Origin of the sequence: Kribbella sp. NBC_01510, assembly GCF_045040325.1 — a bacterium.
GTDB lineage: Bacteria > Actinomycetota > Actinomycetes > Propionibacteriales > Kribbellaceae > Kribbella.
Map to the genome: position 1 here is coordinate 2163884 of NZ_CP109418.1, position 26125 is coordinate 2190008.

Here is a 26125-nt window from a genome sequence, read left to right on the forward strand (position 1 = left end):
GACTTCAGGTGCACCTGAAGTTGCAGCGTGGTGACATGGGCTTTCTGGAACGGATCGAGGAGCGGCCCGGAGCAGCGGAGCTCCGGGCGGAGTCGTACCGGTTGCTCGGACTGAAGCGGGGCGGCACCTGCGTGGATGTCGCCTGCGGGGCCGGGCACGCGGTCGCCGAACTGGCGGCCAAAGGGCTGAAGGTGACCGGCGTGGATACCGACCCCGAAGCGATCGAGTCGGCGCAGGTCAGGGCGCCTGGGGCAATGTTTCACGTGGCACGGTCCGATGACCTGCCGTTGGAGGACGAGTCGATGGACGGCTACCGGGCCGTCCGGCTCTTCCACCTGCTCGAGGACCCGGTCCCGACCGTGGCCGAGGCGTGGCGGGTGCTCCGGCCCGGTGGACGAATCGTGCTCGGCGGGCAGGACTACGGCTTCCTGCTCGTGGACAGCTCCGACCAGGACCTGACCGACGTCGTCCTGCTCGGCCTGGAGTCGCGGTCGGTGTCGCCGCGTGCGGCGCGCAGCCTGCGTGACGTCCTCCTCGACACCGGGTTCCGTGACGTCGAGGTCGTCGTACGCACGGAGGTCGTGACGGATCACGGCCTGATGGCTGCTCAGCTCGAGGGCGCGGCGGCGGCCGCGGTCGACAAGGCCCTGATCACCCAGGAGGATGCCGAGGCCTGGCTCACCGAGCAAGCTGACCGGGGACGGCGGGACCGGTTCCTCGCCGCCATCCCGACGTTGCTTGTCGGTGGCCGCCGTTAACGTTCCGGGCATGAACGAGAAGATTCCGTTGACAGGCGTCGTACTGGACGCGCCGGACGCGCGGGAGTTGGCGCGGTTCTACTGCCGGCTGCTCGGCTGGGACCTGGGCGACGACGAAGCGGACTGGGCGACCGTGATCGGCCCCGACGGCAGCACCAAGTTGTCGTTCCAGGGTGAGCCCGCCTATCAGACGCCGACCTGGCCGAGTACCGCGGAGAAGCAGCAGATGCAGCTGCATCTCGACTTCCAGGTCACCGACCTCGAGTCAGGACACCGGCGCGCGATCGACGCCGGGGCGCGGTTGATGGACTTCCAGCCGCTACCCAACGTCCGCATCTACGCCGACCCGGTCGGCCACATCTTCTGCTTCTTCGTCTAGGGCGTGTCTGATGGTCCAGCGCCGTGCCGAGTGCCGCGCAGCCGGCGCTGGACCATCAGACACCTACCGCTGTTTGAGATGGCCCTTCCAGCGGACGGTCGGGAGGAGGGCGGCCGGGTCGACGCGGTCCTTGTTCGCCGAGACGATGTCGAACATCGAGTCGATCAGGGTGTCCGACAGCAGGTGCGGCTGCAGGCCGAGGCCGACCAGGCCGGTGTGCTTGACGTTGTAGTAGTGCTCGGCCTGCTCGACCCGCGGGTTCTCCAGGTGCTCGACCTGGACCGGGCCGGGGAAGCACTCCGCGACCTTCTCCGCGATCTGGGCGACCGAGTAGCTCTCGGTCATCTGATTGAAGACCCGGAACTCGCCGGCGTCGGCCGGGTTCTCGACCGCGAGCCGGATGCACTCGACGGTGTCCCGGATGTCCAGCAGGCCGCGGGTCTGGCCGCCGGCGCCGTAGACGGTCAGCGGCTCACCGAGCACGGCCTGGATGACGAACCGGTTGAGCACGGTGCCGAAGACGGCGTCGTAGTCGAACCGCGTCGCCAGCCGCGCGTCCCGCACGGTCTGGTCCGTCTGCTGCCCGTAGACCACGCCCTGGTTGAGATCGGTGACGCGCAGTCCCCAGACCCGGCAGCCGAACTCGAGGTTGTGCGAGTCGTGCACCTTGCTCAGGTGGTAGAACGAGCCCGGCTTCTTCGGGTAGAGCATCCGGTCCTTGCGGCCGTTGTGCTCGACCTCCAGCCAGCCTTCCTCGATGTCGATGTTCGGCGTGCCGTACTCGCCCATCGTGCCGAGCTTGACCAGGTGGATGTCCGGGTTCGTCTCGGCGATGGCGTACATCAGGTTCAGCGTGCCGACCACGTTGTTGTGCTGGGTGTAGACGGCGTGCTCGCGATCGATCATCGAGTACGGCGCCGCCCGCTGCTCGGCGAAGTGCACGATCGCGTCCGGCTGGAACTCCTCGAGCACCTGGTAGACGAAGCCCGCGTCCAGCAGGTCGCCGACGTACGACGTGATCCGCCGGCCGGAGACCTCCTCCCAGGCGGCCACCCGGGCGTCGAGGTCCTGGATCGGCACCAGGCTCTGCACGCCCAGCTCGCGGTCGTAGCCGCGGCGGGCGAAGTTGTCGAGAACGGCCGTCTCGTGGCCGCGGTCGGACAGATGCAGCGCGGTCGGCCACCCTAAGTAACCGTCACCGCCCAGAACTAGTACGCGCACGGCTCGGCCGCCTTCCGATGGGACGTTGGCTGTCACTATTCCTTCCTATCCCGAGTAACCGCTCCCCTAACGTGACCAGCCCCACTCAGAACCTGGCAATTGGCTGTGAATCTCGGTCGACCTGCCCAGAGCTGGTGTGGAGGTGCAGAATAGGCCGCAATGCGTGCACTCACCAAGGTCCGGAGCAGACTCGGCCCGCGCCGGAGCCGATTGTTGCTCTGGGCGAGGTACTCGGCGTCTTCCGTAGTCGCCGTCGTGGTCAGCCAGGTCGCGTTCGCGCTCTGTTACTGGCTCGGGGCCCCGGCCGTCGTGGCGACCCTGGTCGCCTGGCTGGCCGGCGCGGTCCCGAACTACCTGCTGAGCCGCCGCTGGGCCTGGGGCCGCCAGGGTCAGCTGTTGCCGTACGCAATGATCGTGATCGGCTCGGCGGTCACCGCCGCACTGGTCACCACGGCGACCGATCACCTGGTCCAGGGGATCGATTCGCACGCTTGGAAGACCGTACTGGTCACCGGCTCCTACTTCGGCACGTACGGCGTGCTGTTCATCCTGAAGTTCGTGCTGTTCGATCGGCTCGTGTTCGCCAAGCCCGCCGCCGTCGCCGACCCCGTCCCAGAGCGTATTCCCTCAGCCAGGTAGTGGTCATCACCCGCCCGTAGTTCGCGCCGTACACCAGGCCCGGGCCCTTCTTGCTGGTCCCGTCGCCCCGGCGGCGCATCGTCATCGGCAGTTCCACCACGCGCGCGCCGAGAGCGAGTGCTCCGAGCAACAACTCCGACGACTGGTACTGCGGCTCCCGCAAGGTCACCGCGGTCGCCAGCTCCGCCCGCAGCGCGCGGAACCCGAACGACGTGTCCGTGAGCTTCCGCCGGGTCAGGATCGACGCCAGTACGGCGAACACCCGGACGCCGACCCATCGCAACCGGCTGTCCGCGTCTTCCGCTCCGAGCCGCCGCGATCCGGTGACGAAATCGGCCTCGTCGTCCAGGATCGGCTTGAGGAGTACGTCGAGCTCCTCGTTGTCGTACTGGCCGTCCGCATCGGTGGTCACGACGTACCGGGCCCCGCCCTCGGCAGCGAGGTGATATCCGAGCCGGAGTGCCGCACCCTGACCGCGGTTGCTCGGGGCAACACACACGAAAGCCCCGTGCTTGCGGGCGATCTCGGCAGTGTCGTCGGTGGACCCGTCCACGACGACCAGGACGTCGACCGGCAGGCCAGCGCAGGTGCGCGGCATGTTCGTGAGCACCGCGCCGATCCCGCCGGCCTCGTTGTACGCCGCGATCACCACGACGACCGGCGCAAAGTCGGGCTTCCCGAAGTCCTTCACAGCAAGGGAATCCACGGCATCCGGGTAGTCCGCCATCGGCGGACGCGCCTGGTCCTTGCCCAACAGCGCCCGCAGCCCGATGGCTCCCGCCAGCGGGAAGAACACGAGTGCCGGCAACTGATAGCGCCAGGAGAACTCGAACGCCGCCGATCCCAGCAGCAGGATCACACCAGCCGCAGCGGGTAGCAGTGCAGCCGATCGGAGGCCGGACGTCTTCGCGCGGCCCAGTCCGGCCACTGCGGCCAAAGCGATCAGCACGCAGAGACCGAGCAGGCTGCCGGACGTGTAGCCGCCGTGCAGCTGGTACGCGCGCAGGATCTCGGCCGGCACGTGGACGACGTGCGGCTCCGACCCGCCCCACCTCACCGCAGCTTTGGCGGTGTTGGGGTCCTGCAGGTTCGGATACGTGAGCTGGAACTGCCAGCGGTCCAGCGGTACGTCGTCCGGCGACGTGGTCCGCGTCGGCGCGAAGCCCTTGGCGAAGTCCTTCAACGCGGCCCAGGTGACGTCGAGCGGTTGATGCCGGATGACGAGCCGGGCGAACTCGGTAGCCAGTTGCCGCTTGGTGGTGCCGGGTGGCAACGGTCCAGGCCAGTTCGGATCGCCATAGTGATTGTGGGCGTACTTGTCCACGCCGAGGCGCTGTCCCAGCGGCTCTTTGGGACAGAACAGCCTGGTGCCTTCGTTGAGCGGCAGCTTGGCGCAGTTGGCGACCACTGCGGTCCGTCCGTAGAGCACCTGGTTCTCAGCCCCGGTGAAACCCCACCGGCCCGTGTCCGCGTGGTAGTAGATCGCATAGGCGCCGAACACGACGGCGAACCCCGCTATGGCTGCGGCAGTACGTCGTACGAGATCGAGGCGGCGCTTACGCCAGGCGTTGCCGACGACAATCAGGTAGAGCACGACGGCGACGAGCAGAACCAGGCCGATCGCGCGGACCGTGAACGCGGCGCCGATCAGGACGCCGACCAGCGCTGCACGCTTCCAGCCGGGCGAACCGCGGCCGAGGAGCAACCAGAGGATCGCCACCAGCAGTACGTCGAAGGTGGTCTCGGCCATGATGTTCTGCTCGATCTGCACCTGGTAGGCGTCGAGCAGGATCGGTGCGGCCGCCAGCGCGGCCAGCCAGCGGTAGACGGTGAGCCGGCGGGCCAGTGCGTAGATCGCCACGCCCAGCAGCAGTCCGACCACGTGCTGCACGATCACGACGAAGGTGAGGCCGCCGATCCAGACCATGGGACGCAGTACGAAGTCGTAGCCGATCGGGTTGAGCTGGTCGGGGCTTAACTTGCCCATGTTGTTGAGGTACTGCACCGAGTCCGTGTAGACGATCGCCGGGCGATAGGCGATCGTCGCCAGGACGCGCAGCACTATGCCCGCCACCAGGAAGACGGCGAGCAGCCAATGCGTTCTGAGCAGCCTCTTCACTGTGCGCGGAAGTACTGCCACGTGCGGTCTAGCCCATCCTCCAGCGACACCGTCGGCGCGTAGCCGAGGTCGTTGGTGATGTCGACGACGACCGCCGGCATCTCACCGGCCGGCGCCTCGATGTGCTCGGCCGGAACCTCGTGACCGGTCACGGTACGCACGGTGTCGATCATCTCGAGCACCGACACCGACCGACCCGATCCGATGATCGCGCGGCCGTCGTACCTGGTGTCCAGTGCGAGCAGTACGCCGTTCACCACATCGTCGATGAACACCAGGTCCCGCCGCTGCTTCCCGTCGCCGTACACGCGGACGCCGGTCCCGGTCAGCGCGGCCCGCATCATCCGCGGCACGAAGCTGTCCTTGTGTGACATGCCCGGGCCATAGACGTTGGTGAACCGCAGTGCGGCGGTGGCCATCCCATAACTGCCGGAGTACGCCGACAGCAGCATCTCGCAGGCAGCCTTGGTCGCGCCGTACGGCGTGAGTGGTCGCAACGGCAGGTCCGCGGTGATGGTCGACGTACCGACGTCACCAACCACAGCGTTGGTCGAGGCGAGCACGAAGCTCTTGACGCCACTCCCGCGGGACAGCTCGAGCAGCACCTGCGTGATCGTCACGTTCTGCGCGAACGTCTGCATCGGAGCGTCGACCGACCGCAACACCGAGGTCAGCGCGGCCAGATGCACGACAGCGGTCGGCCGCGTCTCGAAGGCCGCGATACAGACCTCCTGCTCGGCCAGATCACCGGTCACCACGTGGACACCCTCGTCCCACGACGGGTCCGGCGGCTCCCGATCCACAGCGGTCACCGCGACCCCACGCTCCCGCAAGGCCGCCACCACGGCCCGCCCGATGAACCCGGCCGCACCGGTGACCAGCACACGTTCGTCCATGGCCCTCAACCTACCGCTCACAGACCAACTACAAGACACCAGCGAACGGTGCGCGACGAACCCTTGACCCGGGGTGATCATGATGGGCAGGATCGCCCCGGGCGCGGGCTGACAACCTTGTCATCGGGGCCGCGTAACCAACTGGCGGGCAGCCTCGCGCTGCGGCGCCGGTCCGGCCGTGCAAGGAGCGTAGATGGATCTCCGCCGCCCATTGGGGCTCGTCGCGTCTCTCGGGCTAGTTGTGACAATGTCGTCTGCCATGGCGCCAGCGCATGCTGTCTCACCCACAGTGCAGGGGGATCAGCCGGTGATGACCGGGTCCTCGTTCTTCACCTCGTTCGAGCCGGGGCAGCCGCAGCCCGGCTACACCGACGCCGTCGAGACCGGCCCGGACGGGAAGCCGCGCGCCGACGGCGTCCGCGGCCCGACGCCGACCGGGATCGGCGGCAGCGAGATGGACAAGGTCACCAAGGTGACCGCGAACGGCGAGAACACCGGTGGCGGCGAGATCGCCACCAACGCGGCCGACGGTGACAAGTTCACCAAGTGGCTGGTGTTCGAGCCGACCGGCTGGCTGGTCTACGAGACCTCGGCCCCGGTGGTGATCCGCAAGTACGCGCTGACCTCGGCGAACGACGCCGACGGCCGCGACCCGCAGAACTGGACCGTCTCCGGCTCGAACGACGGGACCACCTGGACCACGCTGGACACCCGGACCGGCGAGAGCTTCGAGAACCGGTTCCAGACCAAGGAGTACAGCTTCACGAACGAGACGGCGTACAAGTTCTTCAAGCTGGACATCACGCTGAACCACGGTGAGGACATCGTCCAGCTGGCCGACTGGTACCTGTCCAACGGCGCGCCGCTGCCGCCGCCCGGCCCGACCGCGGAGTCGCGGTTGGACTCCGGCCCGACCAGCGCCTACAACGCCCGCGCCCGGGTCGGCTTCACCGGCGTCAAGTCGTTCCGGTACGCCGGCCACCAGGAGGCCGAGGGCCGCGGCTACACGTGGAACAAAATCTCCGATGTGGACCTGAAGGTCAGCAAGGACACTCGGCTGTCGTACAAGATCTTCCCCGAGCACGTCGAGGGTGATCTGAGCTACCCGAGTACGTACGCCGCCCTCGACCTGGCCTTCTCGGACGGGACGTACCTGAGCGACCTGAACGCGAAGGACCACCACGGCTTCACGCTCAGCCCCCGTGGTCAGGGCGACGCCAAGGGCCTGTCGACGAACCAGTGGAACAACGTCGAGGCGGATCTCGGCACGGTGGCCGCCGGCAAGACGATCCAGCGAATCCTGATCGGCTACGACAAGCCGTCCGGGCCGGCCGACTTCCGCGGCTGGGTCGACGACGTCCGGATCGCGGCCGCGATCGACCCGGACCGGGCGGCCCAGAAGACCGCGGCCAAGCACCCGTCCGACCTGGCGCTGACCACCCGTGGTACGAACGCGACCGGCGGCTTCTCGCGGGGCAACAACTTCCCGGCGACCGCCGTACCGCACGGCTTCAACTTCTGGACCCCGGTGACGAACGCCGGCTCCACGTCCTGGCTGTACGACTACGCCAAGGGCAACAACGAGGCCAACAAGCCCACGATGCAGGCGCTGTCGATCAGCCACGAGCCCAGCCCGTGGATGGGTGACCGGCAGACCTTCCAGGTGATGCCGTCGACCGCGACGACCCCGATCGCGGACCGCAAGGCGCGCGCCTGGTCGTTCAGCCACGACAACGAGATCGCCCGGCCGTACTACTACGGCGTCACGTTCGACAACGGGAACGCGGCCGAGATCGCGCCGACCGACCACGCGGCGATGCTGCGGTTCAGCTTCCCGGCCGGCAAGCCGTCACTCGTGTTCGACAACGTCAGCAACAGCGGCGGTCTGACGCTCGACCCGGAGACCGGCGTGGTGACCGGGTTCAGCGACATCAAGAGTGGACTGTCCACCGGCGCCGGCCGGCTGTTCGTGTACGGCGTGGTGGACCAGAAGGTGGTTGCCTCCGGCAAGCTGTCCGACGGTGGCGGCGCGAATGTCGGCGGCTACTTCGCCTTCGATCCGAAGGCCACCCAGGTCCAGCTCCGGATCGCGACCTCGCTGATCGGCACCGCGCAGGCCAAGAAGAACCTCGAGCTCGAACTGCCGGCTGGATCGAAGTTCGGCAAGGTCAAGGGCGCGGCCCAGGACCTGTGGGACGCCAAGCTGCGCACGATCGAGGTCGAGGGTGCGACGGCCGACCAGCTGACGACGATGTACTCGAACCTCTACCGCCTGTTCCTCTACCCGAACAACGGCTCCGAGAACACCGGCACCAACGACAAGCCGGTGATCACCTACGCGTCGCCGACCTCGCCGAAGGTGGGCACCGACACCCCGACCACGACCGGGTCGAAGATCGTGGCCGGCCAGACGTACGTGAACAACGGCTTCTGGGACACGTATCGCACCGTGTGGCCGGCGTACTCGCTGTTCGCCCAGGACGAGGCGGCCAGCCTGGTGAACGGGTTCGTCCAGCAGTACAAGGACGGCGGCTGGATCTCTCGCTGGTCGTCCCCCGGCTACGCGAACCTGATGGTCGGTACGTCGTCCGACGTCGCCTTCGCGGACGCGTATCTGAAGGGGATCAAGGGCATCGACGTCCAGGCGGCGTACGACGCGGCACTCAAGAACGCGTCCGTCGTGCCACCGTCGCAGAACGTCGGCCGCAAGGGCATGGACCTGTCCACCTTCAACGGCTACACGGCCAACAGCACCGGTGAGGGCTTCAGCTGGTCGATGGACGGTTACATCAACGACTTCGGCATCGCGAACATGTCGAAGAAGCTCTACGACACCGCGAAGAAAAGCGACCCGCGCAAGCAGGAGTACCTGGACAACTACAAGTACTTCATCAACCGCGCCCGCAACTACGTGACGCTGTTCGACCCGGCGATCAACTTCTTCCAGGGCAAGGGCCCGGACGGCGTCTGGGGCAACTCGCCCAGCACGTTCGACCCGCAGGACTGGGGTCACGACTACACCGAGACGAACGCGTGGAACATGGCGTTCTCGGCGCCGCAGGACGGTGCGGGCATCGCCGCGCTGTACGGCGGTCGCGACGGCCTGGCGAAGAAGCTCGACGAGATGTTCAGCACCCCCGAGGACGCAATGCACCCCGGTGGGTACGGCGGCACGATCCACGAGATGCTCGAGGCCCGCGACGTACGGATGGGTCAGTACGGGCACAGCAACCAGCCGTCGCACCACCTGACCTACATGTACGACTTCGCGGGTCAGCCGTGGAAGACGCAGGAGAAGGTGCGCGAGGTGCTGTCCCGGTTGTACCTGGGCTCGGAGATCGGGCAGGGGTACCCGGGCGACGAGGACAACGGCGAGATGTCCTCGTGGTACCTGTTCAGCATGCTCGGGTTCTACCCGTTGCAGGTCGGCTCGCCGACGTACGCGATCGGGTCGCCGCTGTTCACCAAGGCGACGGTCCGGCTGGCCGGTGGCAAGAAGCTGGTGGTCAGCGCGCCGGGCAACAGTTCGCGCAACATCTACGTGCAGAGCGTTCGCGTGAACGGGAAGACGTGGACCTCGACCGCGCTGCCCCACGATCTGATCGCGAACGGCGGCAAGATCGAGTTCCAGATGGGCGACCAGCCGTCGAAGTGGGGCACCGGCCGGAACGACGCGCCGCCGTCGATCACCACCCCCGGCCAAGACCCGATGACGTGGCGGGACTCGACGTCCGACATCGGTGCCGTGGTCGGTGCGGGTGGACTGGATGTGACCGCGCTGACCGACAACGACTCCAAGACCCAGGTCACGCTGACCGGCGCGACCTCGACGGTCACGGTCGCCCTGCCGCAGGGCCGGCCGGTCGGCATGTACACGCTGACCAGTGGAGCAACGGGCGCGGCCCCGTCCGCGTGGGTACTGGAGGGCTCCAACGACGGTACGACGTGGTCGACAGTGGATCGCCGATCCGGTGAGAGCTGGTCGTGGACGTCGTACACCCGGTCCTTCAGTGTCGTGTCGCCCAAGGCCTACACGCAGTACCGCCTGGTGCTGACAGCGGCTGCGGGTTCGGCAGGCGTCACACTGTCCGAGATCGAACTGCTCGGCACCTTGAAGGGCGTCGAGGCCGGCACGCATCCGACCGACAAACGCGTCGCGGAGACCCAGCCGAACCCGACTCCTTCGCAGTCGATCGACCGCAACTACGGCTGACCGAGATCGCCGGTTCCTGTCACTTCTTGTAGTGACAGGAACCGGCGAACTTCAGCAGGGTCGGCTCGTCCCAGGCCAGGTTCTAGGCCTGGTTGCTGACCGCGACGAGCCGGGTGTCTTCCCCTGGCGGACGTGGACCTCCCGTAGCCCGTTGCGCTTGTCGCCGCCCAGCGAAATGACCGCCTCGTTCTTTCCGGCGCGCACCTTCGGCAGCTTCGTCCACGGCTCGGTGTACTTGTCGGCGGTCAGTCCCCGGCCGTTGTCCATCAGGTCGACCTGTCGGACGGTCAGGGTGTAGGTCACGTCGTGGTACTGCTTCGGGTTGCGCAGCTTCGGGTCGTAGACCACCTGCTGTTCCCAGCCACCGCCTTGAGCGGCGGTGACCGTGAGTTCGACCGCCCAGCCCTTCGGGATCAGGTCGCAGATGATCACACCGGGGAACGGCTTGGTGTTCGTGACCAACTGGACCGGGGTGGACGGGACCGGCGGCAGCCCGCGGTGGTCGCTCGGAAGTCCACCGGCGATGTGTGTCGCGGACGGTGTCGCGGCCGGGGGCGGTGTCGCGGTGGTCCGGTCGGCCGGAGCCGGCGTCCCGTCGGTCGCCGTGCCGGAGGGGAGGACGGACCAACCGACGCCGATCACCAGGGCCGTCGCGACGGCACCGCTCGCGATGCCGATGGTCCGGCGGCGGCGCAGCGCGCGGCGGCCGCGATCGAGGTCGGCGGACAGGTCCGCGTCAGTGACGCCGGGTTCGGCGCCGGCGGCTTCGTCGAGCAGGTTCTTGAGGTCGGTCATCGCAGACTCTCCAGGGTGTCGAGTGGCTCATGCAGGAGGTTGCGCATCGTGGCGAGTGCACGCGACGTCTGGGACTTCACCGTTCCCTCCGAACAACCCATCAGCTCGGCGGTGGTCTGGACGTCGAAGTCCCGGAAATATCGCAGGACGACGACCGCGTGCTGCCGGCGCGGGAGTTTCGCGAGCGCGTCCAGCACGGTCAGCCGCTCGGCCGGGTCCTGGCCGGCCGTGGGAGCAGCGTCGTCGAGACGCTCCGTCGTCGCCTCGCGTTTGCGCCAGAGTCGCCGTCGTTCGTCGAGGAACGCGTTGACCAGGATCCGGTCGGCGCACCGCGCCGCGCCGTCCACGCGCCGTACTTTGCCCCAGTGGACGTAGAGCCTGGTCAGCTACCTGGACCAGGTCCTCGGCCCAGTGCGCGTCCCCGCACGTGAGCAGGCGGGCCGTCCGCAGCATCCGGCCGCGGTGCGCCGTCACGTACTCGAGGAAGTCCGCGTCCCGATCGCTCACGGCCAGCCCTCCCTGTCGGTGATCTCCACCCTGGATGTACTGGGTGAGCACCGGGACAGGTTGCACGCGAGATGGCAAGGGCGGCGGCATCCTGCCGCCGCCCGCTCGGACGTTTGTCCGGCGAAGCCTGCCCCTGAAAGGTTCCGCCGGAAACCTGATGAGGGGTGGCGGTCCCCGCCCGGACTGCCACCCCTTCATCCCTAACGACGCTCGAGGGTCTCCAGGGGTTGCCTCAGTGCAAAAGAGTCCACATGCCGGACACCGGCAGGTTGGCAGCGGTGGCCACGAACCACGCGAAGTTCAGCGCCAGGACCGCTGCGGTGGCCTCCATGACATCACGCTAAGTGCGCGACGGGACGCCGTACCTGAGCAGAACTACTCAGCCGGACCAGCGGCCGGTGAAGAATCCCGCCGCCCAGATCGCGGCCAGCGGTATCGCGAGGGCGAGATAGAGGCGGCCGAGCCACGGTTTTCGGCGGGCCATGACGGCGAGGCCGATCCACAGCGGCCACCAGAGCAGGGTCGCCCGGGTGAGCGAGTAGATCCAGAACGACGTACAGAACGCTCCGACCGTGGCCGCGACCCAGGCCGCCTCGCCCCAGGAGCGGCGCCAGAGCAGCCAGGCGAGGAGCAGCAGGCCGACGACGAGGGCGACCAGCTCGGCCCGGAACATCCACGTCCAGTCGCTGCGTTCGGCCGCGAAGTGGCCCTTGCTCGCGGCCTCGAACGTGTGCATCAGCGAGGTCCACGGCCAGGTGAACTCGCGCGCCCAGCCCTTCTCCTGCGCCTGCTGCCAGGCGAACCACGAGCCGTGGATCTGCTTCAGGTACGCCATGAAGCCGAGCACCGGGACCGCCGGCAGCGCCAGCCACGGGAGCGACAGCCAGTCCCGCTTCTTCGAGGTGATGAACTCGACCACCAAGGCGAACGCCAGGAAGATCCCGGACACCCGCACGGTCGACGCGAGCGCGACGAAGATCGCCGCCCGGCCCCATCGGCCCTGCCGCGCCGCCAGCCAGCCGGGGAACGCGAACGCGCAGAACAGCGCCTCCGTGTACCCGGCAGCCAGGAAGACGCCGACGGGAGCGCAGTACCAGATCATCGCCGCGTTCGGCCCGATCCCCTTGAGCTCCGGGAACTGGTACTGCGCGAGTCGCGCGAGGTACACGCCCGCCACTGCACTCGCGACCGCGGACACGACGATGCCCGCGGCAACGTAACCGATCCCGGTCCAGCTGACGATCCGCACCAGCACCGGGAACCCTGGGAAGAACGCCGCCAGCGGTGCGCCGGACGGCTCGCCGTGGGTGTACCCGAACTCGGCGACCGCGTTCAGATGCCAGACATCCCACTGCAGCCAGGCGCGCCAGACGTTCGGGTAGTCAGTGCCCCGGTTGAACAGCAGCGGCGTCGAGATCGACAACATGAACAGTGCGGCCCGGGTGACCAACCACCACCCGAGCACCTCACGCGTCTGCGCCGTCGGCATCCACCGCTGCCAGCCCACCCCTTCGACCCGCGCCCGCCGCGCGCGACCAGGTGGGGGCTCGTCTGCTGCCGTGCGCTCAAACACGCCGGCACCACCGCACACGAAAACCCACCCGAGCCCGAGTCACCCGCCTATCGTCTCCCATCCCGGGCCGGCCGGCCGAAACTACTGACCGCCGCCGGGATTCTTCGGGGTACTGGTCGGTGCCGTCGGTGCGCCGGTCGGTAGCGTCGGCCAACCTGGCGGCTTCGTCTTCGTCCTGGTCGGAGAGCTGGTCGGCGGGTTCGGCGGCGTGTTGGTCGGCGTGCTCGGTGGCGGAGTGCTCGGTGGCGGCGTGCTGGGCGGCGGGGTGTTCGTCGGCGTGCTCGGCGGTGGCGTGAACGTCGGGGTCGAGGTGTCCTTGATGTCGTCCTCGTTCGGCGCGGGGAAGTCCGTCTTGTCCACACCATCGAGAGCGGGCTTCATGAACGCCAGCCACGTCTTCAGCGGCCAGGTGCCACCGAAGAACGCCTTCTCGTCGGTGTAGTCGTCGAGGTTGCTTTCACCGGTCTTGCCGGCCCGGTACACGACGGATGTGGACAGGTCAGGTGTGTAGCCGTTCCACCACGAGGTCAGGGTCGCCGAGCCGTCCTTGCAGCCACCGCACTTCGCGTTCTCCGCTCGATCCTCGACCGCAACGCCACCTGCCGTGCCGGTCTTGCCGGCCACCGGGCGGTCCAGGTCCTGGGCGCCGGTACCGGTCCCCTTCGTGACCACGTCCTGCAGCGCGTAGTTGACCAATGCGGCGACGTCCTCGGGAATGACCTGCTTCTCCTGCTTCTTCAGGCTTGCCTCCGACCACAGCACCTTGCCGTCCGGGCCCTTGACCTCCTTGATGCTGTGCAGCGGCGCGAACTTGCCGTTGGCCGCGAAGGTCGCATAGGCCTCGGCCATGGTGACCGCCGACGCGTACGGGTCCGGACCGAGCACGGTGGACGGGTTGTGCCGGCCGGCTTCGAGGTACTTGCCCTTCGGGATACCGGCCCTCTCGGCCGCGTCGACCACCTTGTTCGGACCGTCGTCCATCTGCTTGTCGACCAGGTCGTAGAAGGCGGTGTTGATCGACTGCTCGGTCGCCTTCAGCAACGTGACGTCGCCGTAGTCACGGTCGAACTCGTTGTTGAGCTTCTGGCCCTGGACCTTGATCGGGCTGTCGCCCTGGAAGATGTCGTAGAGGCTCTTTCCGTCCTCGAGAGCCGCAGTCAGCGCGAACGGCTTGAAACCCGATCCGGGCCGGGCCGGGCTCGTTGCCCAGTTCAACTGACTCTTCAGGTAGTCGGGGCCGCCGTACATCGCCAGCAGCGCGCCGGTGCCCGGCTGGACCGTGGCCATCCCTACGTGCAGGTTGTCGCGCTTGTCCGGCAACTCGCTCTGCGCGGCAGTGGTCATCTTCTTCTGCTGCCCGTAGTTGAAGGTGGTCGTGACCTTCAGGCCCCCACCGCTGATCTGGTCCTCGTCGAAGCCCAGCCGCAGCAGCTCCTTGCGCGCCGTGTCGAGCAGGAAGCCCTTCGGGCCCTGGTAGCGGCTGTCCTTCGGCTTCGGTTTGAGGGCGGGCAGCTTGTTCGCGTACTTCGCCTCCAGAGCCGGAGTGATCGTGCCCATCTGCTGCATGCCATCGAGGACGTACCTGTACCGCTCGATGATCCGCTTCTTCGTCCGCGGATCGGGGTCGTTGACGTCGAAGAGGGTCGGGTTGTTCAGCACTGTCGCCAGGAGAGCGGCCTGGGGCACGCTCAGCGTCCGCGGGTCCGGCCGCGAGAAGTAGGCGTCACCGGCAGCGGAGATGCCGTAGGCGCCCTCACCGAAGTAGACGGTGTTGAGGTACCCCTCGAGCGTCTTGCTCTTGTCCTGCTGGCGGCTGAGCTTCGTCGCGATGAACAGCTCCTGGAGCTTCCGCGAGACTGTCCGCTCCTGGGTCAGGTACATGACCTTCACGTACTGCTGGGTGATCGTCGATCCGCCCTGCAACTGCTCACCCTGGGAAATGTTCCACGCGGCGCGAACCATACCCGACGGCGAGATGCCCGGATTGGTCCAGAAGGTGCGGTCCTCGGCCGCGATCACCGAGTCCTGGACGTGCTTGGGGATCTGCGACATCGGAACCGTGTGCCGGTTCTGCTCGTAGAACGAGCCCAGCGGGTTCTTCTGGTCCGCGTACGTCACCGTGGTCGTGTTGGTCGCGAACTCCTTGTTGGGGTCCGGGATCTTCGTGGACTGGTAGACGATGAAGAAGGTCGCGACAGCGCCGATGATGCCGACGAAGAAGAGCGCGGTCAGCCAGCCGAGGACCCGCAGCGCCCAGTGTTTCTTGGCGCGCGCGGGTTTGACGGCCTTTCTACGAGCTTCACTCACAGTGCAATCCTCGACGATCTCGCTGAAGTCATTGCCCCACAGACTACGGTGGGTGTGGTAACGGGCCCGAATCCGCTCCGGATGGTAACAAGCCGCCCGGTCACCCCGCGATTCGGCGGCCCACCGCCTTACCCAGATCTTGCCAACGCCCTCAGCAAGCGGTTCCCGGGTCACGTGCGGTGCGAGCAAAGTCACGGCCAGCAGACCACGATCGGTCCCACGCAGTAGCCCTTGGTCGCGGCCGGGTCGTCCGGCGGCCTGAGTACTGCTATGACCCTCCGCTCCTGGATCACGACTCTCTGTGGTCACCTGATGAACGGAGGTCGGCGCCCGACGTGACAGATTTCCGGGCGCGCCGCGTGATCAAGCTGACAAAGCCCGGCTTTGTCAAGAGTTGTCCACAGTCCTCGGCTGTGCTTACTCTGGCGGCACGATGTATCGAACCGATACATCAGGTCATGACAAACTAGGCCGAGGGAGGTGGGTCATGGGAAACCGCAGTGGGGTCCTGGAGCTCGCCGTACTCGGTCTGCTGCACGAAGCGCCGATGCACGGTTACGAGCTCCGCAAGCGCGTCAACGCCCAGTTCGGCTGGGGGCGCGTGCTGTCGTTCGGATCGCTCTACCCGTGTCTGAAGGCGATGCTCCGCAACGGTCTGATCACGGCCGACTCCGGGACGCCGGAGTCGGGTCGCCGGCCGAAGATCGTCTACACGATCACTGCCGACGGCAAGGACTACTTCGCGCACGCGATGCACGATGCTGGTCCGTCGGCGTGGGAGGACGACACGTTCGGCGTCCGGTTCTCGTTCTTCGGCCGGACCGATCCGGCCACCCGGTTGCGCATCCTCGAGGGCCGCAGGGCCCGGATGGAGGAGCGGCTGGCCAACTTCCGGGCCGCGATGAGCCGGACCGCGGAGCGGGTCGACGCCTACACCCTCGAGCTGCAACGGCACGGCCTGGAGTCGGCCGAGCGCGAGGTCCGCTGGCTGAACGAACTGATCGACGGCGAGCGGCGTCAACAGCGGCCCCCTGACCTGCACCAACCGCCTATCCAAGGAGATTCCAGATGACCTCGATCCGCGTAGCGATCGTCGGTGTCGGCAACTGCGCCAGCTCGCTCGTCCAGGGCGTGCACTACTACCGCGACGCGAAGGCCGACGAGCGCGTCCCCGGTCTGATGCACGTCGTGTTCGGCGACTACCACGTCCGCGACGTGCAGTTCGTCGCCGCCTTCGACGTCGACGCGAAGAAGGTCGGCCTGGACCTCGCCGACGCGATCGGCGCCAGCGAGAACAACACCATCAAGATCGCCGACGTGCCGCCGACCGGCATCACGGTGCAGCGTGGCCACACGCTCGACGGCCTCGGCAAGTACTACCGCGAGACCATCACCGAGTCCGACGCCGAGCCGGCCGACGTGGTCACCGCGCTGCGTGAGGCGGCCGTCGACGTCCTCGTCTGCTACCTGCCGGTGGGGTCGGAGCAGGCCGCCAAGTTCTACGCCCAGTGCGCGATCGACGCGGGTGTGGCGTTCGTCAACGCACTGCCGGTGTTCATCGCCGGCACCAAGGAGTGGGCGGACAAGTTCACCGCGGCCGGCGTGCCGATCGTCGGTGACGACATCAAGTCGCAGATCGGCGCGACCATCACGCACCGGGTGCTGACCAAGCTGTTCGAGGACCGCGGCGTCACCGTCGACCGGACCTACCAGCTGAACGTCGGCGGCAACATGGACTTCAAGAACATGCTCGAGCGCGACCGGCTGGAGTCCAAGAAGATCAGCAAGACCCAGTCCGTCACCTCGCAGCTGCGCGACGAGATCGACGACCGCAACGTGCACATCGGCCCGTCGGACTACGTGGCCTGGCTGGACGACCGCAAGTGGGCGTTCATCCGACTCGAGGGCCGCAACTTCGGCGACGTCCCGCTGTCGCTGGAGTACAAGCTCGAGGTGTGGGACTCGCCGAACTCGGCCGGCATCATCATCGACGCGATCCGCGCGGCCAAGATCGCCAAGGACCGTGGCATCGGCGGCCCGATCCTGTCGGCGTCGTCGTACTTCATGAAGTCGCCGCCGGAGCAGTACGCCGACGACGTCTGCCGCGACCTGGTGGAGAAGTTCATCCGCGGCGAGGTCGAGCGCTGAGCTCGCACCACCCGTCGCAGCGGTGCTGCACCTCAGGCGCGGGAGCCGGCCGGTGGGCCGGCTCCCGCGCCGTTCTGTAGGTTTGTTCGGTGCGGTTGCATGTGGGATGTGCCCAGTGGACCCACCCGGGCTGGCCGCAACCCGGCCGGGAGAAACTCCGCGCGTTCGCCTCGTGGTGCAACGCGGTCGAGAGCAACACCACCTTCTATGCGACTCCGTCCCGCTCGACCGTCGAGAAGTGGGCCGGGCAGACGCCGCCGGACTTCCGCTTCGTAGTGAAGCTGCCACAGCTGATCAGCCACGAACGCCGCCTCGCGGGTGTCGAGGTGGAGCTGCGCGCTTTCCTCTCCGCAATCGAGCCGCTGGCCGACCGCAACCACGCGCTCTGGATCCAGTTGCCCGCGTCCTTCGCTCCCACCGACCTCGGCAGCCTGGCCGCCTTCCTGCACCACGCGCCGCGCCACTATCGGTACGCCGTTGAGGTCCGGCACCCGGCGTTCTTCGACGATGCCCGGTCCGCCGGTTTGCTCGAACAGGTCCTTGGTCGCGTCGGCGCCGAGTGGATTCCCTTCGACACCGGCACTCTCTTCGGCCGCCGCCCCACCAGTTACGCCGAACGTGACGCCTGGATGAAGAAGCCCCGGGTCACGCGCCGCACGCGAGCCCTGACCGCTCACCCCATCGTTCGGTACATCGGCCGCGACTCCGTCTCGGAGACGGTCGAGGGCTGGGACTACCTGGTCGAGCTGGTCACGACCTGGCTCGCCGAGGGCCGCTCACCGACGATCTTCCTGCACACTCCGGACAACGCCGAAGCACTGAACCTGGCCCGCCGTTTCCACGCGGACGTCCGTGCCCTCGTCCCCGGCCTCGAGCCGCTGCCGTCGCCGGTTTTGGTCGAGCCACCCACGCTGTTCTAGTTATCCACAGCTGAGAAGTCGTCCGCTCGGATGCGGGTCGATCTCCATATGTTCTCCGCCGAGATCAACCTCGGGAGGACGAATCATGGAGCATTCGCAGTACACCCCACCGCAGCCCACACCGGACGATGCCGCCTCGCCACGCTCTACCCGCGCGGAGCGGCAGGCGCGGTCCGACTGGCTCATCACCGAGCTCGGCCGGCTCGCCGCCGCGGCCGACGATCCTCAGGAACAGGCCGGCCTGCGGCGGACGGCGGACTCCCTGGTCCGGCTCGCGATCGCGTTCCGTTCGTGATTGCCACCGCACGTGCGGTGCGTCGTGATCCGATCCTGACTGCCCCGAGTTCCGCGGACGAACTCCTGGCCCGGAGCGGTCAGGTGGCGCTCGAGCTCTCCGGGGCGGACCAGTCCGCGTGGAGCGGTCGCGTGATCGAGACGACCGGCAGCATCCTCGGGCTCGCGCACTGGGACGGCACGCTGTATCTCGACCGGGAGTGCATCCTCGATCCACTGCAGCGGATGTACGAGCATGCCGGCGAGGAGCAGCCGATCCCGATGCTCGTCCACTACCGCGAATCCCTGGCCACGTTGCTACATGAGCACGCCCACTTCCTCGGCCCGGCCGGCGCATCGCAGGACGCCGCTCGGGATGCGTTCACCCAACCAGGCGGCCGCCAGCTGGAGGAAGGCGTGGCGGAGGCCTGGGCCCAGGACCACCTCGACGACTACCTGACCCGGCTCGGCGTCGACAAGGTTGCCCCCGGCATCAAAGATGTCCAGGCCGGCGGGTACTACGCCGCGTTCGTCCCCGCCGTCCGCAGGCTCGCCACCGACCTCGAGATCCGCAACGACCTCCGCCCCGGCCAGGTCCTCGACGTCCTCAACCGCGAAACCGCCGCCGGCCAGTTCCCCCTCCTCGTCAGCCTCGTCTACAACTCCACCCGCCTACCGGACCTGGAGCTCGCCGGCGCCGACACCCGCCACCACCTCGAATCCATCCTCCGCACGGGCCTGGGCCACCTCGACAACTTCGAACTCCACCCACCCGGCTTCGCCGCCGCCAAGTCCCACTCCACCGCCGGCGAACTCCTCCACCACCTCCACCAGGAGATCCAGACCGCCGAATCCGCCTACACCTTCCACCCCACCGCCTGCACCCTCCCTCCGCCCTCCACCACCCCCGCGCGCACCTCGCCATCACCCCCCACCCCGCCACCACCCACCAGGCTCGCCCTGCCGACTCCCTCCTCGGTCGTACCTGCCCACGGCGGAGCTCTTTCCGATCCGCACGCCTTCCAGGCGGCGCTGTCCGGCATCTGCCCGCCTCGACCGATCCCCGCCGACGCCCCAACCGTGCAATCCACGGCACCTCCGAGGTCAACCGGCGTACCCGCGGCTCAGCGACGGTCTCCTGGCTCGCGGGGACGGCGCCCTGGCGTGGGATGACGCGGCGGGAGAGGTAGGCGGGACGGGATACTGAGGGAATGGACTACGACGCGTTCGACGTGGAGCTCAGGCGGGTGCTGGACGCGGCGACGACCAGATCGCTGGACGAGGCGACGTTGGCTGCCGAGGTCGACCGGTTGCGGGGGTTGGCGACTCTGGTCGAGCCCGCGGCGGATCGCAGGCTCGCGGGATCGCATCTGACGTCGCTCGAGCGGGCGCTGAGCTACGAACCGCCACCGCTGTCCGACGAGTTGGCCGAGGCTATTCGCGTGCAGTCCCGGGCCCAGTCCGCGGACGGCACTCCAGCCGAGCGGATCGAGCACCTCAGCGCCGCCATCGCGGAGATCGGCCGGATCGCCGACGCGGCGTCGCCCGCCGACCACCCGCGCATCCTCGATCTGAACGAGCCGCTCTCCATCCTCCTCGAGTCCCTGCGGCTCACCACGCCGCCCTCCCCCGACCGCTGAACCCGCGGAAGTGGCTGGCGGGCCGGCGAGGGTGGTGAGCGATGGTCAGTAGCTTTCCGCAACTGATGGCCGTGCAGGCCCAGGCCGCGGTGAAGGTTCTGGGAGCGCATCACTCGTCCTGGAACAAGTCGTACGAGTTGCTCGCCGCGGATGACAAACGGCGCGGGCTGGTGCGGTGGGACCACACGATCGAGTACCACCCGCAGCATGTCGTCGCGGTACTGCAGGACATGTTCGACCGGGCCGGGCAGCGGCATGACGAGGAGACGCTGCGACAGTATCGCGAGGCACTGCGGGTCGTGTTTCACGAGAACATCCACCTGCTCACCGCGGCGGGTACGTCGTACGGGATGGCCGTCGACGCGTATCAGGAGCCGTCGAACAAGGTTGTCGAGGAGGCCACCACCGAGCTCGCAACGCAGGACGCTCTCGACGAGTACATCGACGAACTCGATCTGGAGGCGATCGCACCGGGCATCACCGACGTACGGACAGGGCGTGCGTACGGGCAGTACGTGCCCGCCGTCGAGGTGTTCGGTCAAGCCGTGGCGGACAGCGCGGAACTGTCCGCTCGGGAGGTGATTCGCCGGCTGGCGGTGGTGAACCCCGAGAACAAGTTCCGGGTCGCCGCGCAGTTGCTGTACGACGCGCACAAGCTGTCCGAGGTGGTTCCAGAGGCTGCGAAAGCCGCCGCGCTCGAGCGCATCGAGGCGGCGATGCGGCGACCGTTCGCGAAGATCCGCGACTTCGATCCCGAGGATCCGTTGGATGTTCGCATGTCCGCGCTGGCCGGCACTCGGGCGAGCCTCGACGCGGACGCGGAGGTCCGCGAGATCGCTGGGTACTGGTCGGCCGACCATGAGCTCCGCCGCAGTCTGGATGCTGGTCTCGGGGCGAGCCCACCGCTGCGGAAGCCTCAGTACGGCACTCCCGGCCGTGACACCCGCGCCAACGAACTCGGTGTCATCGGCAGGCCGGACCGAAAGCCCCACGTGCTGGGGGACTGACGGTCCGGTGGTGCGGGTACGGTGGCGGGCGTTGGCGCAGACACCGCAGGCAGTTGCGGCGAGCGGCTGAACGCGGCGGCGGCTGCGGCAACCCGCGGAAGCGGCTGGCCGCGGCGGTGGCTGCGGTAAGCGGCGGGAGGCTGAAAGCGGTGGTGGCGGCTGCGGTAAGCGGCGGGAGGCTGAAAGCGGTGGTGGCGGCTGCGGTAAGCGGCGGAAGGCTGCTGAAGACGGCAGCTGTTACGGAGCCGCCGCCGTCGGTGTAGCGCCGCTCGGCGCGGTGGTGGAGACGGCCGCGCTGCGGGCGGCGAGTTCGGATGTGTTGTTGCGGATTGTGCTGAGCTTCGTGGAGGGAGTTGTGGTGGATCTGGTCGCGGAGGGTGCGGGAGTCGCGCCTGGGCTGGTGGAGTTGCGGCGGGAGTTGCATCGGATTCCTGAGGTCGGGCTGCAGTTGCCGAAGACACAGGCGATGGTGCTCGACGCGGTGGCCGGGTTGCCGTTGGAGGTCAGCACCGGGAAGGAGCTGACCTCGGTGGTCGGCGTGCTGCGGGGTGGGCGGCCGGGGCCGACGGTGTTGTTGCGGGGTGACATGGACGCGCTGCCGGTGGCCGAGGAGACAGATCTCGAGTACGCGGCCGGGAACGGGAACATGCATGCCTGCGGCCACGATCTGCACACCGCCGGCCTGGTGGGTTCGGCACAGCTGCTGAGCACCCATCGCGAGGAGCTGCACGGGAACGTGCTCTTCATATTCCAACCGGGTGAGGAAGGTTTGGGCGGCGCCGGGTACATGCTCCGCGAAGGGCTGCTGGAGGCGACCGGCGACAAACCGATCGCGGCGTACGCGATTCATGTCTGGTCGCAGGAGGCCAGCGGGATCTTCCAGACGCGGCCCGGGACGATCATGGCCGGCTCGAACCAGCTGCACATCACCGTGCGAGGCAAGGGTGGGCATGGTTCGTCTCCGGACAAGACGATCGACCCGGTGCCCGTGGTGGCCGAGCTCGTCCTCGCGCTGCAGACGTATGCGACGCGGCGGACGAATGTCTTCGACCCGGTGGTGATCACGGTGACGCAGCTCGAGGCCGGAGTCGCGATCAACGTCATCCCGAACACGGCCCGGCTCGGCGCGACCGTGCGGACGTTGTCGGATGCGACGTTCCAGCAGTTGTCGCACGAGTTGCCGAGCTTGGCCGAGAAGATCGCGGCGGCCCACGGCTGCACGGTCGACGCCAACTTCGTCCCGCAGTATCCGGTGACGGTCAACGACGCCGAGCGTACGGCGGAGACGTCGGCGGTGCTGCAGCAGTTGCTCGGTGCGGAGCGGGTGCAGCCGCTGGACAACCCGTTGATGGGGTCGGAGGACTTCTCGATGGTGTTGCAGGAGGTGCCGGGCACGTTCGTGATGCTCGGTGCGCGTCCCGACGATGTCGACGCGGACGGCGCGCCGTCCAATCACTCCAGCGTGGTCCGCTTCGACGACGTCGTGCTCGGCGACCAGGCCGCGGCGCTCGCTCAGCTCGCGGTCAACCACCTGATCCCCGCCTGAGCGTTTGAAGTGGCCTGACCGCTTGACCTGGCCTGGGGCTGGCCGGCCCGCCAGAGGCCGGCCAGCCACAGGGTTCAGGAGGGCGTGATGCCTAGGGTGTAGGCGCCGCGGCTGCCGTAGGTGGAGTACCCGGTGTTCAGCGGGTCGCCATAGCCCACGTTGTCGATCCGCAGGTAGTAGGTACCCGCCTGGAGCGTGCTGCTAACACTCGCGCCGAGGCCGGTCGGCGTACCGGCGTCGGCCTGACCCGAGGCCGGGTCGGCCGAGGCGACGACCGCGCCCGAGCTGTCCAGCAGGTCCAGCTTGATGTCGAGGTCACCGCCGGTCGGCGCGGCACTCGCGGTCGCGGTGTAGTTGCCAGCGGCACCGACATCGACGCGGTACACGTCCGTGTCGGCCTCCGCGGCGATCACCCCGGACACCGGCGTGCCGACGGTCAGCGCGGCCGCGTCGCCGCTGGTGTCACCGGCCTCGTCGGCGCGCAAGGCCAAGCCGTGGGTGCCGACGACCGCGTAGTCGTCTTCCGTGTTGTTGGCGTCGGCGTACTCACCCTTGCTCCACTGGCTGATGCCGCGGTAATAGCCGACGCCCATGATCGGAGCCCAGGCGCCGTGCCCCTGGTAGTAGCCCACAGTGGACGTGCCGTCGTGGCTCAGGCCGACGTTGTGACCGGCTTCGTGGGAAGCGGCCTCGGCCAGATTCTTCGCGCCGGTGCCGACACCCTTCGTGAACACCAGCGCCGGCTGGTAGTAGTCGTGCTGGCTGGTGCTGTCGTACACGCCGACGTACGCGACCCCGCCACATCCACAACCGGACTGGTACCAGGTGTCCGGGTCGATCAGCACCCGCGTCCCGTACTGCTGGTCCGACGCGTCGGACCGGTCGATCGCGGACTGCGGCGGTTCCTGCGTGGTCACATCCACGTCGAAGGTGGCGTAGTCCTCCGCAACCCGCGCCCACACCTCGTGTACGACGTCCTGCTCGGCCGTACCGAAGGTCGCTGGATCGCCGTCGGTGTCGTACGGCGACACGTTCACCGGATCGATCCCCTTCGACGCGTTCCACGCGGTACCGGTGATGGTGTGGCCGTCGAAATCCAGGTAGATCACGCGGTTGGAGCCGGGCTTGCTGTGCAGTTCGAAGGCCGGACCGGTCGCGGCGGCAACGGCTTGATCGGCCCAGCGGGGTGACGCTTCAGCCGATTTCTGCGTCGCTGTGAGAGTCGGCTCACGGAAGAACAGCCGACTGTCGGCATCCAGCCAGCTGGTCTTGTCGGTGGCCAGGATCCGCTCGAGCTGGGCCACGGGGAGCCCGTTGCCAGCAGCAACCTCGGACAGGCGGGACCGCACCTCGCCGAGCGCGGCGACACCGGGCCTGGCTTCACCGAGCAGCTGGGCAATCGGGGTCGGACGGTCGATCGGGGTCGGAGCAGGCTGTTGGGCGTCGGCCTGGTTGCCGGCCACCACGGCCAGCGCACCGAACACGACAGCACCGGCGCAGGTCAGTGCACCGGTGCGGCGGAGTCTGTTCACAAGGTCCTCCAGGGATAGGGCGGTATCCCCCCGGGCATATCCCCCAAAGGCCCGGGGCCGTCGATCTCGGTGGGAACGACGGCCCCGGACAGCTCAGGTGTTTCAGCCGGCGGTGACCCGGACCGTGTACGCGCCGCGGCTGCCGTACGTCGAGTAGCCGGTGTTCAGCGGGTTGCCGTAGCCGGTGTTCTCGACCCGCAAGTAGTAGCGACCCGCGGTGACCTGGCGGCTGATGCTCGCGCTCAGGCCGGTCGGAGTGGCGGAGTTGGACTGCCCGGCGGACGGGTCGGCGGTGGCGACGACAGTGCCGGCCGAGTTCAGCAACTGGAGCTTGATGTCCAGGTCGGCGCCGGACGCGGCCGCGTTCGCCGCGAAGGTGAAGGTGCCGGCCGCCAGGTCGATCCGGAAGGTGTCGACGTCGGAGTCGTTGGCGTAGATGCCCTTCACGCCGGTGCCGAGGGTGAGCGCGGTGGCGTCGGTGGTGCCGTTGCCGTGGTCGTCGGCTCGCAGCGCCAGACCGTTCTGGCCGATGACGGCGAAGTCGTCTTCCTTGTTGTTGGCGCCGGAGTACTCGCCCTTGCTCCACTGGCTGATCGCCTTGGAGTAGCCGACGCCCATGATCGGAGCCCACGCGCCGTGACCCGCGTAGTACCCGACGGACGCCGTACCGTCGTGGCTCAGGCCCACGTTGTGACCCGCCTCGTGCGACGCGGCCTCCGCGATGTTCTTCGCAGCGGTGCCGACACCCTTCGTGAAGACCAGGGCCGGTTGGTAGTACGAGTGCTGGCTGGTGTTGTCGTAGACGCCGACGTACGCGACGCCGCCGCATCCGCAGCCGGACTGGTACCAGGTGGTCGGGTCGATCAGGACGCGGGTGCCGTACTGCTGGTCGGACGCACCGGACCGGGTGATCGCCGCCGCGGCCGGCTCCTGCGTGGTCACGTCCACGTCGAATGGCGCGTAGTCCTCGGACACCCGCGCCCAGACATCACGGACGACGTCCTGCTCGGCGGTGCTCCAGTTGTTCGGGTTCCCGTCGGTGTCGTACGCCGTGACGTTCACCGTGGCCGGTTTGCCTCCGGTGTTCCACGCCGTACCGGTGATGGTGTGGCCGTCGAAGTCCAGGTAGATGACCCGGTTGGAGCCCGGTTTGCTGTGCAGCTCGAAGGCCGGACCGGTGGCAGCGGCGACCGCCTTCGCCGCCCAGCGCGGGGACGGCGCGGCGGCGGCACGGCGGGCGGCAGTCCCGGCGACGGGTTCGCGGTAGAAGAGCTTGCCGTCGCGGTCCAGCCAACTGGTCTTGTCGGTGGCCAGGATCTGCTCCAGCTGAGCGGCCGGGATCCCGTTGCGGCCCGCCAGTTCGGCGAGTCGCGACTGGACCTTGCCCAGGGCGGCCTTGCCCTGGAGCTCCTGGCCGAGCAGCTGGTCGATCGGGGCGGGGGCGGGTTGCTGGGCGTCGGCCTGGTTACCGGCCACGACGGCCAGCGCACCGAAGACAACAGCGGCGGCGCCAACGAGGGCGCCGACGCGGCGGGGGCGGGTGTGCATTGCTGGGGTCCTCCTCAGGGACTCCGACCGACCATGGGCGGTGGGCGGGCACTGCTTCACATCTCGTAGGCGGGCATGTGCTTTCGGTAGCCTGCCCGACCGGC

Annotated in this window: 21 protein-coding genes; 12 read left to right on the forward strand and 9 right to left on the reverse strand. The window is 68.1% G+C overall.

Features of this window, described 5'->3' with window-relative positions:
* The first annotated feature begins 35 nt into the window (after positions 1-35).
* Together OG558_RS10800 and OG558_RS10805 are read left to right on the forward strand one after the other, a co-directional pair.
* Positions 36-758, forward strand: coding sequence for a methyltransferase domain-containing protein (locus tag OG558_RS10800; RefSeq protein ID WP_405070084.1), 723 nt, complete (start codon positions 36-38; stop codon positions 756-758).
* 10 nt (positions 759-768) lie between these two features.
* Positions 769-1137, forward strand: coding sequence for a VOC family protein (locus OG558_RS10805; RefSeq protein WP_405070085.1), 369 nt, complete (start codon positions 769-771; stop codon positions 1135-1137).
* Between the two features lie 63 nt (positions 1138-1200).
* Here OG558_RS10805 and OG558_RS10810 read toward each other — a convergent pair whose 3' ends face one another.
* Positions 1201-2358 (reverse strand): NAD-dependent epimerase/dehydratase family protein, encoded by a 1158-nt coding sequence (locus OG558_RS10810; RefSeq protein ID WP_405070087.1) that lies wholly within the window; start codon positions 2356-2358, stop codon positions 1201-1203.
* Between the two features lie 159 nt (positions 2359-2517).
* Between OG558_RS10810 and OG558_RS10815 the strand changes: the two genes are divergently transcribed.
* Positions 2518-2997, forward strand: a complete 480-nt coding sequence (locus OG558_RS10815; protein ID WP_329483054.1) for a GtrA family protein — start codon at positions 2518-2520, stop codon at positions 2995-2997.
* Here the strand turns inward: OG558_RS10815 and OG558_RS10820 are convergent.
* Together OG558_RS10820 and OG558_RS10825 are read right to left on the reverse strand one after the other, a co-directional pair.
* Positions 2903-5137, reverse strand: a complete 2235-nt coding sequence (locus OG558_RS10820) for a glycosyltransferase family 2 protein (RefSeq protein WP_405070088.1) — start codon at positions 5135-5137, stop codon at positions 2903-2905. The two genes, OG558_RS10815 and OG558_RS10820, sit on opposite strands and share 95 nt — an antisense overlap.
* Positions 5113-6012 (reverse strand): NAD-dependent epimerase/dehydratase family protein, encoded by a 900-nt coding sequence (locus tag OG558_RS10825; RefSeq protein ID WP_405070089.1) that lies wholly within the window; start codon positions 6010-6012, stop codon positions 5113-5115. The genes OG558_RS10820 and OG558_RS10825 overlap by 25 nt, the downstream gene beginning before the upstream one ends.
* A 310-nt stretch (positions 6013-6322) precedes the next feature.
* Between OG558_RS10825 and OG558_RS10830 the strand changes: the two genes are divergently transcribed.
* Positions 6323-10225 (forward strand): GH92 family glycosyl hydrolase, encoded by a 3903-nt coding sequence (locus OG558_RS10830; RefSeq protein WP_405072145.1) that lies wholly within the window; start codon positions 6323-6325, stop codon positions 10223-10225.
* Positions 10226-10276: 51 nt separating this feature from the next.
* Here OG558_RS10830 and OG558_RS10835 read toward each other — a convergent pair whose 3' ends face one another.
* The 4 genes from OG558_RS10835 to OG558_RS10850 form a co-directional block, all read right to left on the reverse strand.
* Positions 10277-11020, reverse strand: a complete 744-nt coding sequence (locus tag OG558_RS10835) for a hypothetical protein (RefSeq protein WP_405070091.1) — start codon at positions 11018-11020, stop codon at positions 10277-10279.
* Complete coding sequence (locus tag OG558_RS10840) at positions 11017-11367, reverse strand: sigma-70 family RNA polymerase sigma factor (protein ID WP_405070092.1); 351 nt, start codon at positions 11365-11367, stop codon at positions 11017-11019. Before OG558_RS10840 ends, OG558_RS10835 begins: the two co-directional genes overlap by 4 nt.
* Before the next feature lie 539 nt (positions 11368-11906).
* The gene (locus tag OG558_RS10845; protein WP_405070093.1) at positions 11907-13100 is read right to left on the reverse strand and encodes a mannosyltransferase family protein; all 1194 of its coding nucleotides are present in this window, start codon (positions 13098-13100) and stop codon (positions 11907-11909) included.
* Positions 13101-13181: 81 nt separating this feature from the next.
* The gene (locus OG558_RS10850) at positions 13182-15407 is read right to left on the reverse strand and encodes a transglycosylase domain-containing protein (RefSeq protein ID WP_405070094.1); all 2226 of its coding nucleotides are present in this window, start codon (positions 15405-15407) and stop codon (positions 13182-13184) included.
* 487 nt (positions 15408-15894) lie between these two features.
* On the opposite strand from OG558_RS10850, the gene OG558_RS10855 reads away from it, so the two are divergent.
* The 8 genes from OG558_RS10855 (at position 15895) to OG558_RS10890 (ending at position 22941) form a co-directional block, all read left to right on the forward strand.
* On the forward strand, positions 15895-16479 hold the full coding sequence (locus OG558_RS10855; protein ID WP_329483069.1) for a PadR family transcriptional regulator: 585 nt from the start codon (positions 15895-15897) through the stop codon (positions 16477-16479).
* Complete coding sequence (locus OG558_RS10860) at positions 16476-17555, forward strand: inositol-3-phosphate synthase (RefSeq protein ID WP_328524797.1); 1080 nt, start codon at positions 16476-16478, stop codon at positions 17553-17555. Before OG558_RS10855 ends, OG558_RS10860 begins: the two co-directional genes overlap by 4 nt.
* A gap of 89 nt (positions 17556-17644) precedes the next feature.
* On the forward strand, positions 17645-18475 hold the full coding sequence (locus OG558_RS10865; protein ID WP_405070095.1) for a DUF72 domain-containing protein: 831 nt from the start codon (positions 17645-17647) through the stop codon (positions 18473-18475).
* Between the two features lie 85 nt (positions 18476-18560).
* On the forward strand, positions 18561-18770 hold the full coding sequence (locus OG558_RS10870; protein ID WP_405070096.1) for a hypothetical protein: 210 nt from the start codon (positions 18561-18563) through the stop codon (positions 18768-18770).
* Entirely contained in the window at positions 18767-19921 is a 1155-nt protein-coding gene (locus tag OG558_RS10875; RefSeq protein WP_405070097.1) for a hypothetical protein, read from the forward strand. The genes OG558_RS10870 and OG558_RS10875 overlap by 4 nt, the downstream gene beginning before the upstream one ends.
* Positions 19922-19959: 38 nt before the next feature.
* Positions 19960-20388, forward strand: a complete 429-nt coding sequence (locus tag OG558_RS10880; RefSeq protein ID WP_405070098.1) for a hypothetical protein — start codon at positions 19960-19962, stop codon at positions 20386-20388.
* A 41-nt stretch (positions 20389-20429) separates the two neighbouring features.
* Positions 20430-21395 carry a hypothetical protein gene (locus OG558_RS10885; RefSeq protein WP_405070099.1) on the forward strand — a complete coding sequence of 322 codons (966 nt, stop codon included), beginning with the start codon at positions 20430-20432 and terminating at the stop codon, positions 21393-21395.
* Between the two features lie 277 nt (positions 21396-21672).
* Positions 21673-22941 carry a M20 family metallopeptidase gene (locus OG558_RS10890; RefSeq protein ID WP_405070100.1) on the forward strand — a complete coding sequence of 423 codons (1269 nt, stop codon included), beginning with the start codon at positions 21673-21675 and terminating at the stop codon, positions 22939-22941.
* A 74-nt stretch (positions 22942-23015) separates the two neighbouring features.
* Here the strand turns inward: OG558_RS10890 and OG558_RS10895 are convergent, their stop codons facing one another.
* Positions 23016-24473: a pre-peptidase C-terminal domain-containing protein gene (locus tag OG558_RS10895; RefSeq protein WP_405070101.1), complete on the reverse strand. Its 1458-nt coding sequence runs from the start codon at positions 24471-24473 to the stop codon at positions 23016-23018.
* 102 nt (positions 24474-24575) lie between these two features.
* A complete protein-coding gene (locus OG558_RS10900) occupies positions 24576-26021 on the reverse strand; it encodes a M12 family metallo-peptidase (RefSeq protein WP_405070102.1) in 1446 nt (481 codons plus the stop codon).
* Positions 26022-26125: the final 104 nt, after the last annotated feature.

Bases quoted from the DNA above. Each gene is read 5' to 3' on its own strand.
- OG558_RS10800 (WP_405070084.1), top strand. From the start codon at position 36: ATGGGCTTTCTGGAACGGATCGAGGAGCGGCCCGGAGCAGCGGAGCTC.
- OG558_RS10805 (WP_405070085.1), top strand. From the start codon at position 769: ATGAACGAGAAGATTCCGTTGACAGGCGTCGTACTGGACGCGCCGGAC.
- OG558_RS10815 (WP_329483054.1), top strand. From the start codon at position 2,518: ATGCGTGCACTCACCAAGGTCCGGAGCAGACTCGGCCCGCGCCGGAGC.
- OG558_RS10825 (WP_405070089.1), bottom strand. From the start codon at position 6,012: ATGGACGAACGTGTGCTGGTCACCGGTGCGGCCGGGTTCATCGGGCGG.
- OG558_RS10830 (WP_405072145.1), top strand. From the start codon at position 6,323: ATGACCGGGTCCTCGTTCTTCACCTCGTTCGAGCCGGGGCAGCCGCAG.
- OG558_RS10835 (WP_405070091.1), bottom strand. From the start codon at position 11,020: ATGACCGACCTCAAGAACCTGCTCGACGAAGCCGCCGGCGCCGAACCC.
- OG558_RS10855 (WP_329483069.1), top strand. From the start codon at position 15,895: ATGGGAAACCGCAGTGGGGTCCTGGAGCTCGCCGTACTCGGTCTGCTG.
- OG558_RS10860 (WP_328524797.1), top strand. From the start codon at position 16,476: ATGACCTCGATCCGCGTAGCGATCGTCGGTGTCGGCAACTGCGCCAGC.
- OG558_RS10870 (WP_405070096.1), top strand. From the start codon at position 18,561: ATGGAGCATTCGCAGTACACCCCACCGCAGCCCACACCGGACGATGCC.
- OG558_RS10880 (WP_405070098.1), top strand. From the start codon at position 19,960: ATGGACTACGACGCGTTCGACGTGGAGCTCAGGCGGGTGCTGGACGCG.
- OG558_RS10885 (WP_405070099.1), top strand. From the start codon at position 20,430: ATGGTCAGTAGCTTTCCGCAACTGATGGCCGTGCAGGCCCAGGCCGCG.
- OG558_RS10900 (WP_405070102.1), bottom strand. From the start codon at position 26,021: ATGCACACCCGCCCCCGCCGCGTCGGCGCCCTCGTTGGCGCCGCCGCT.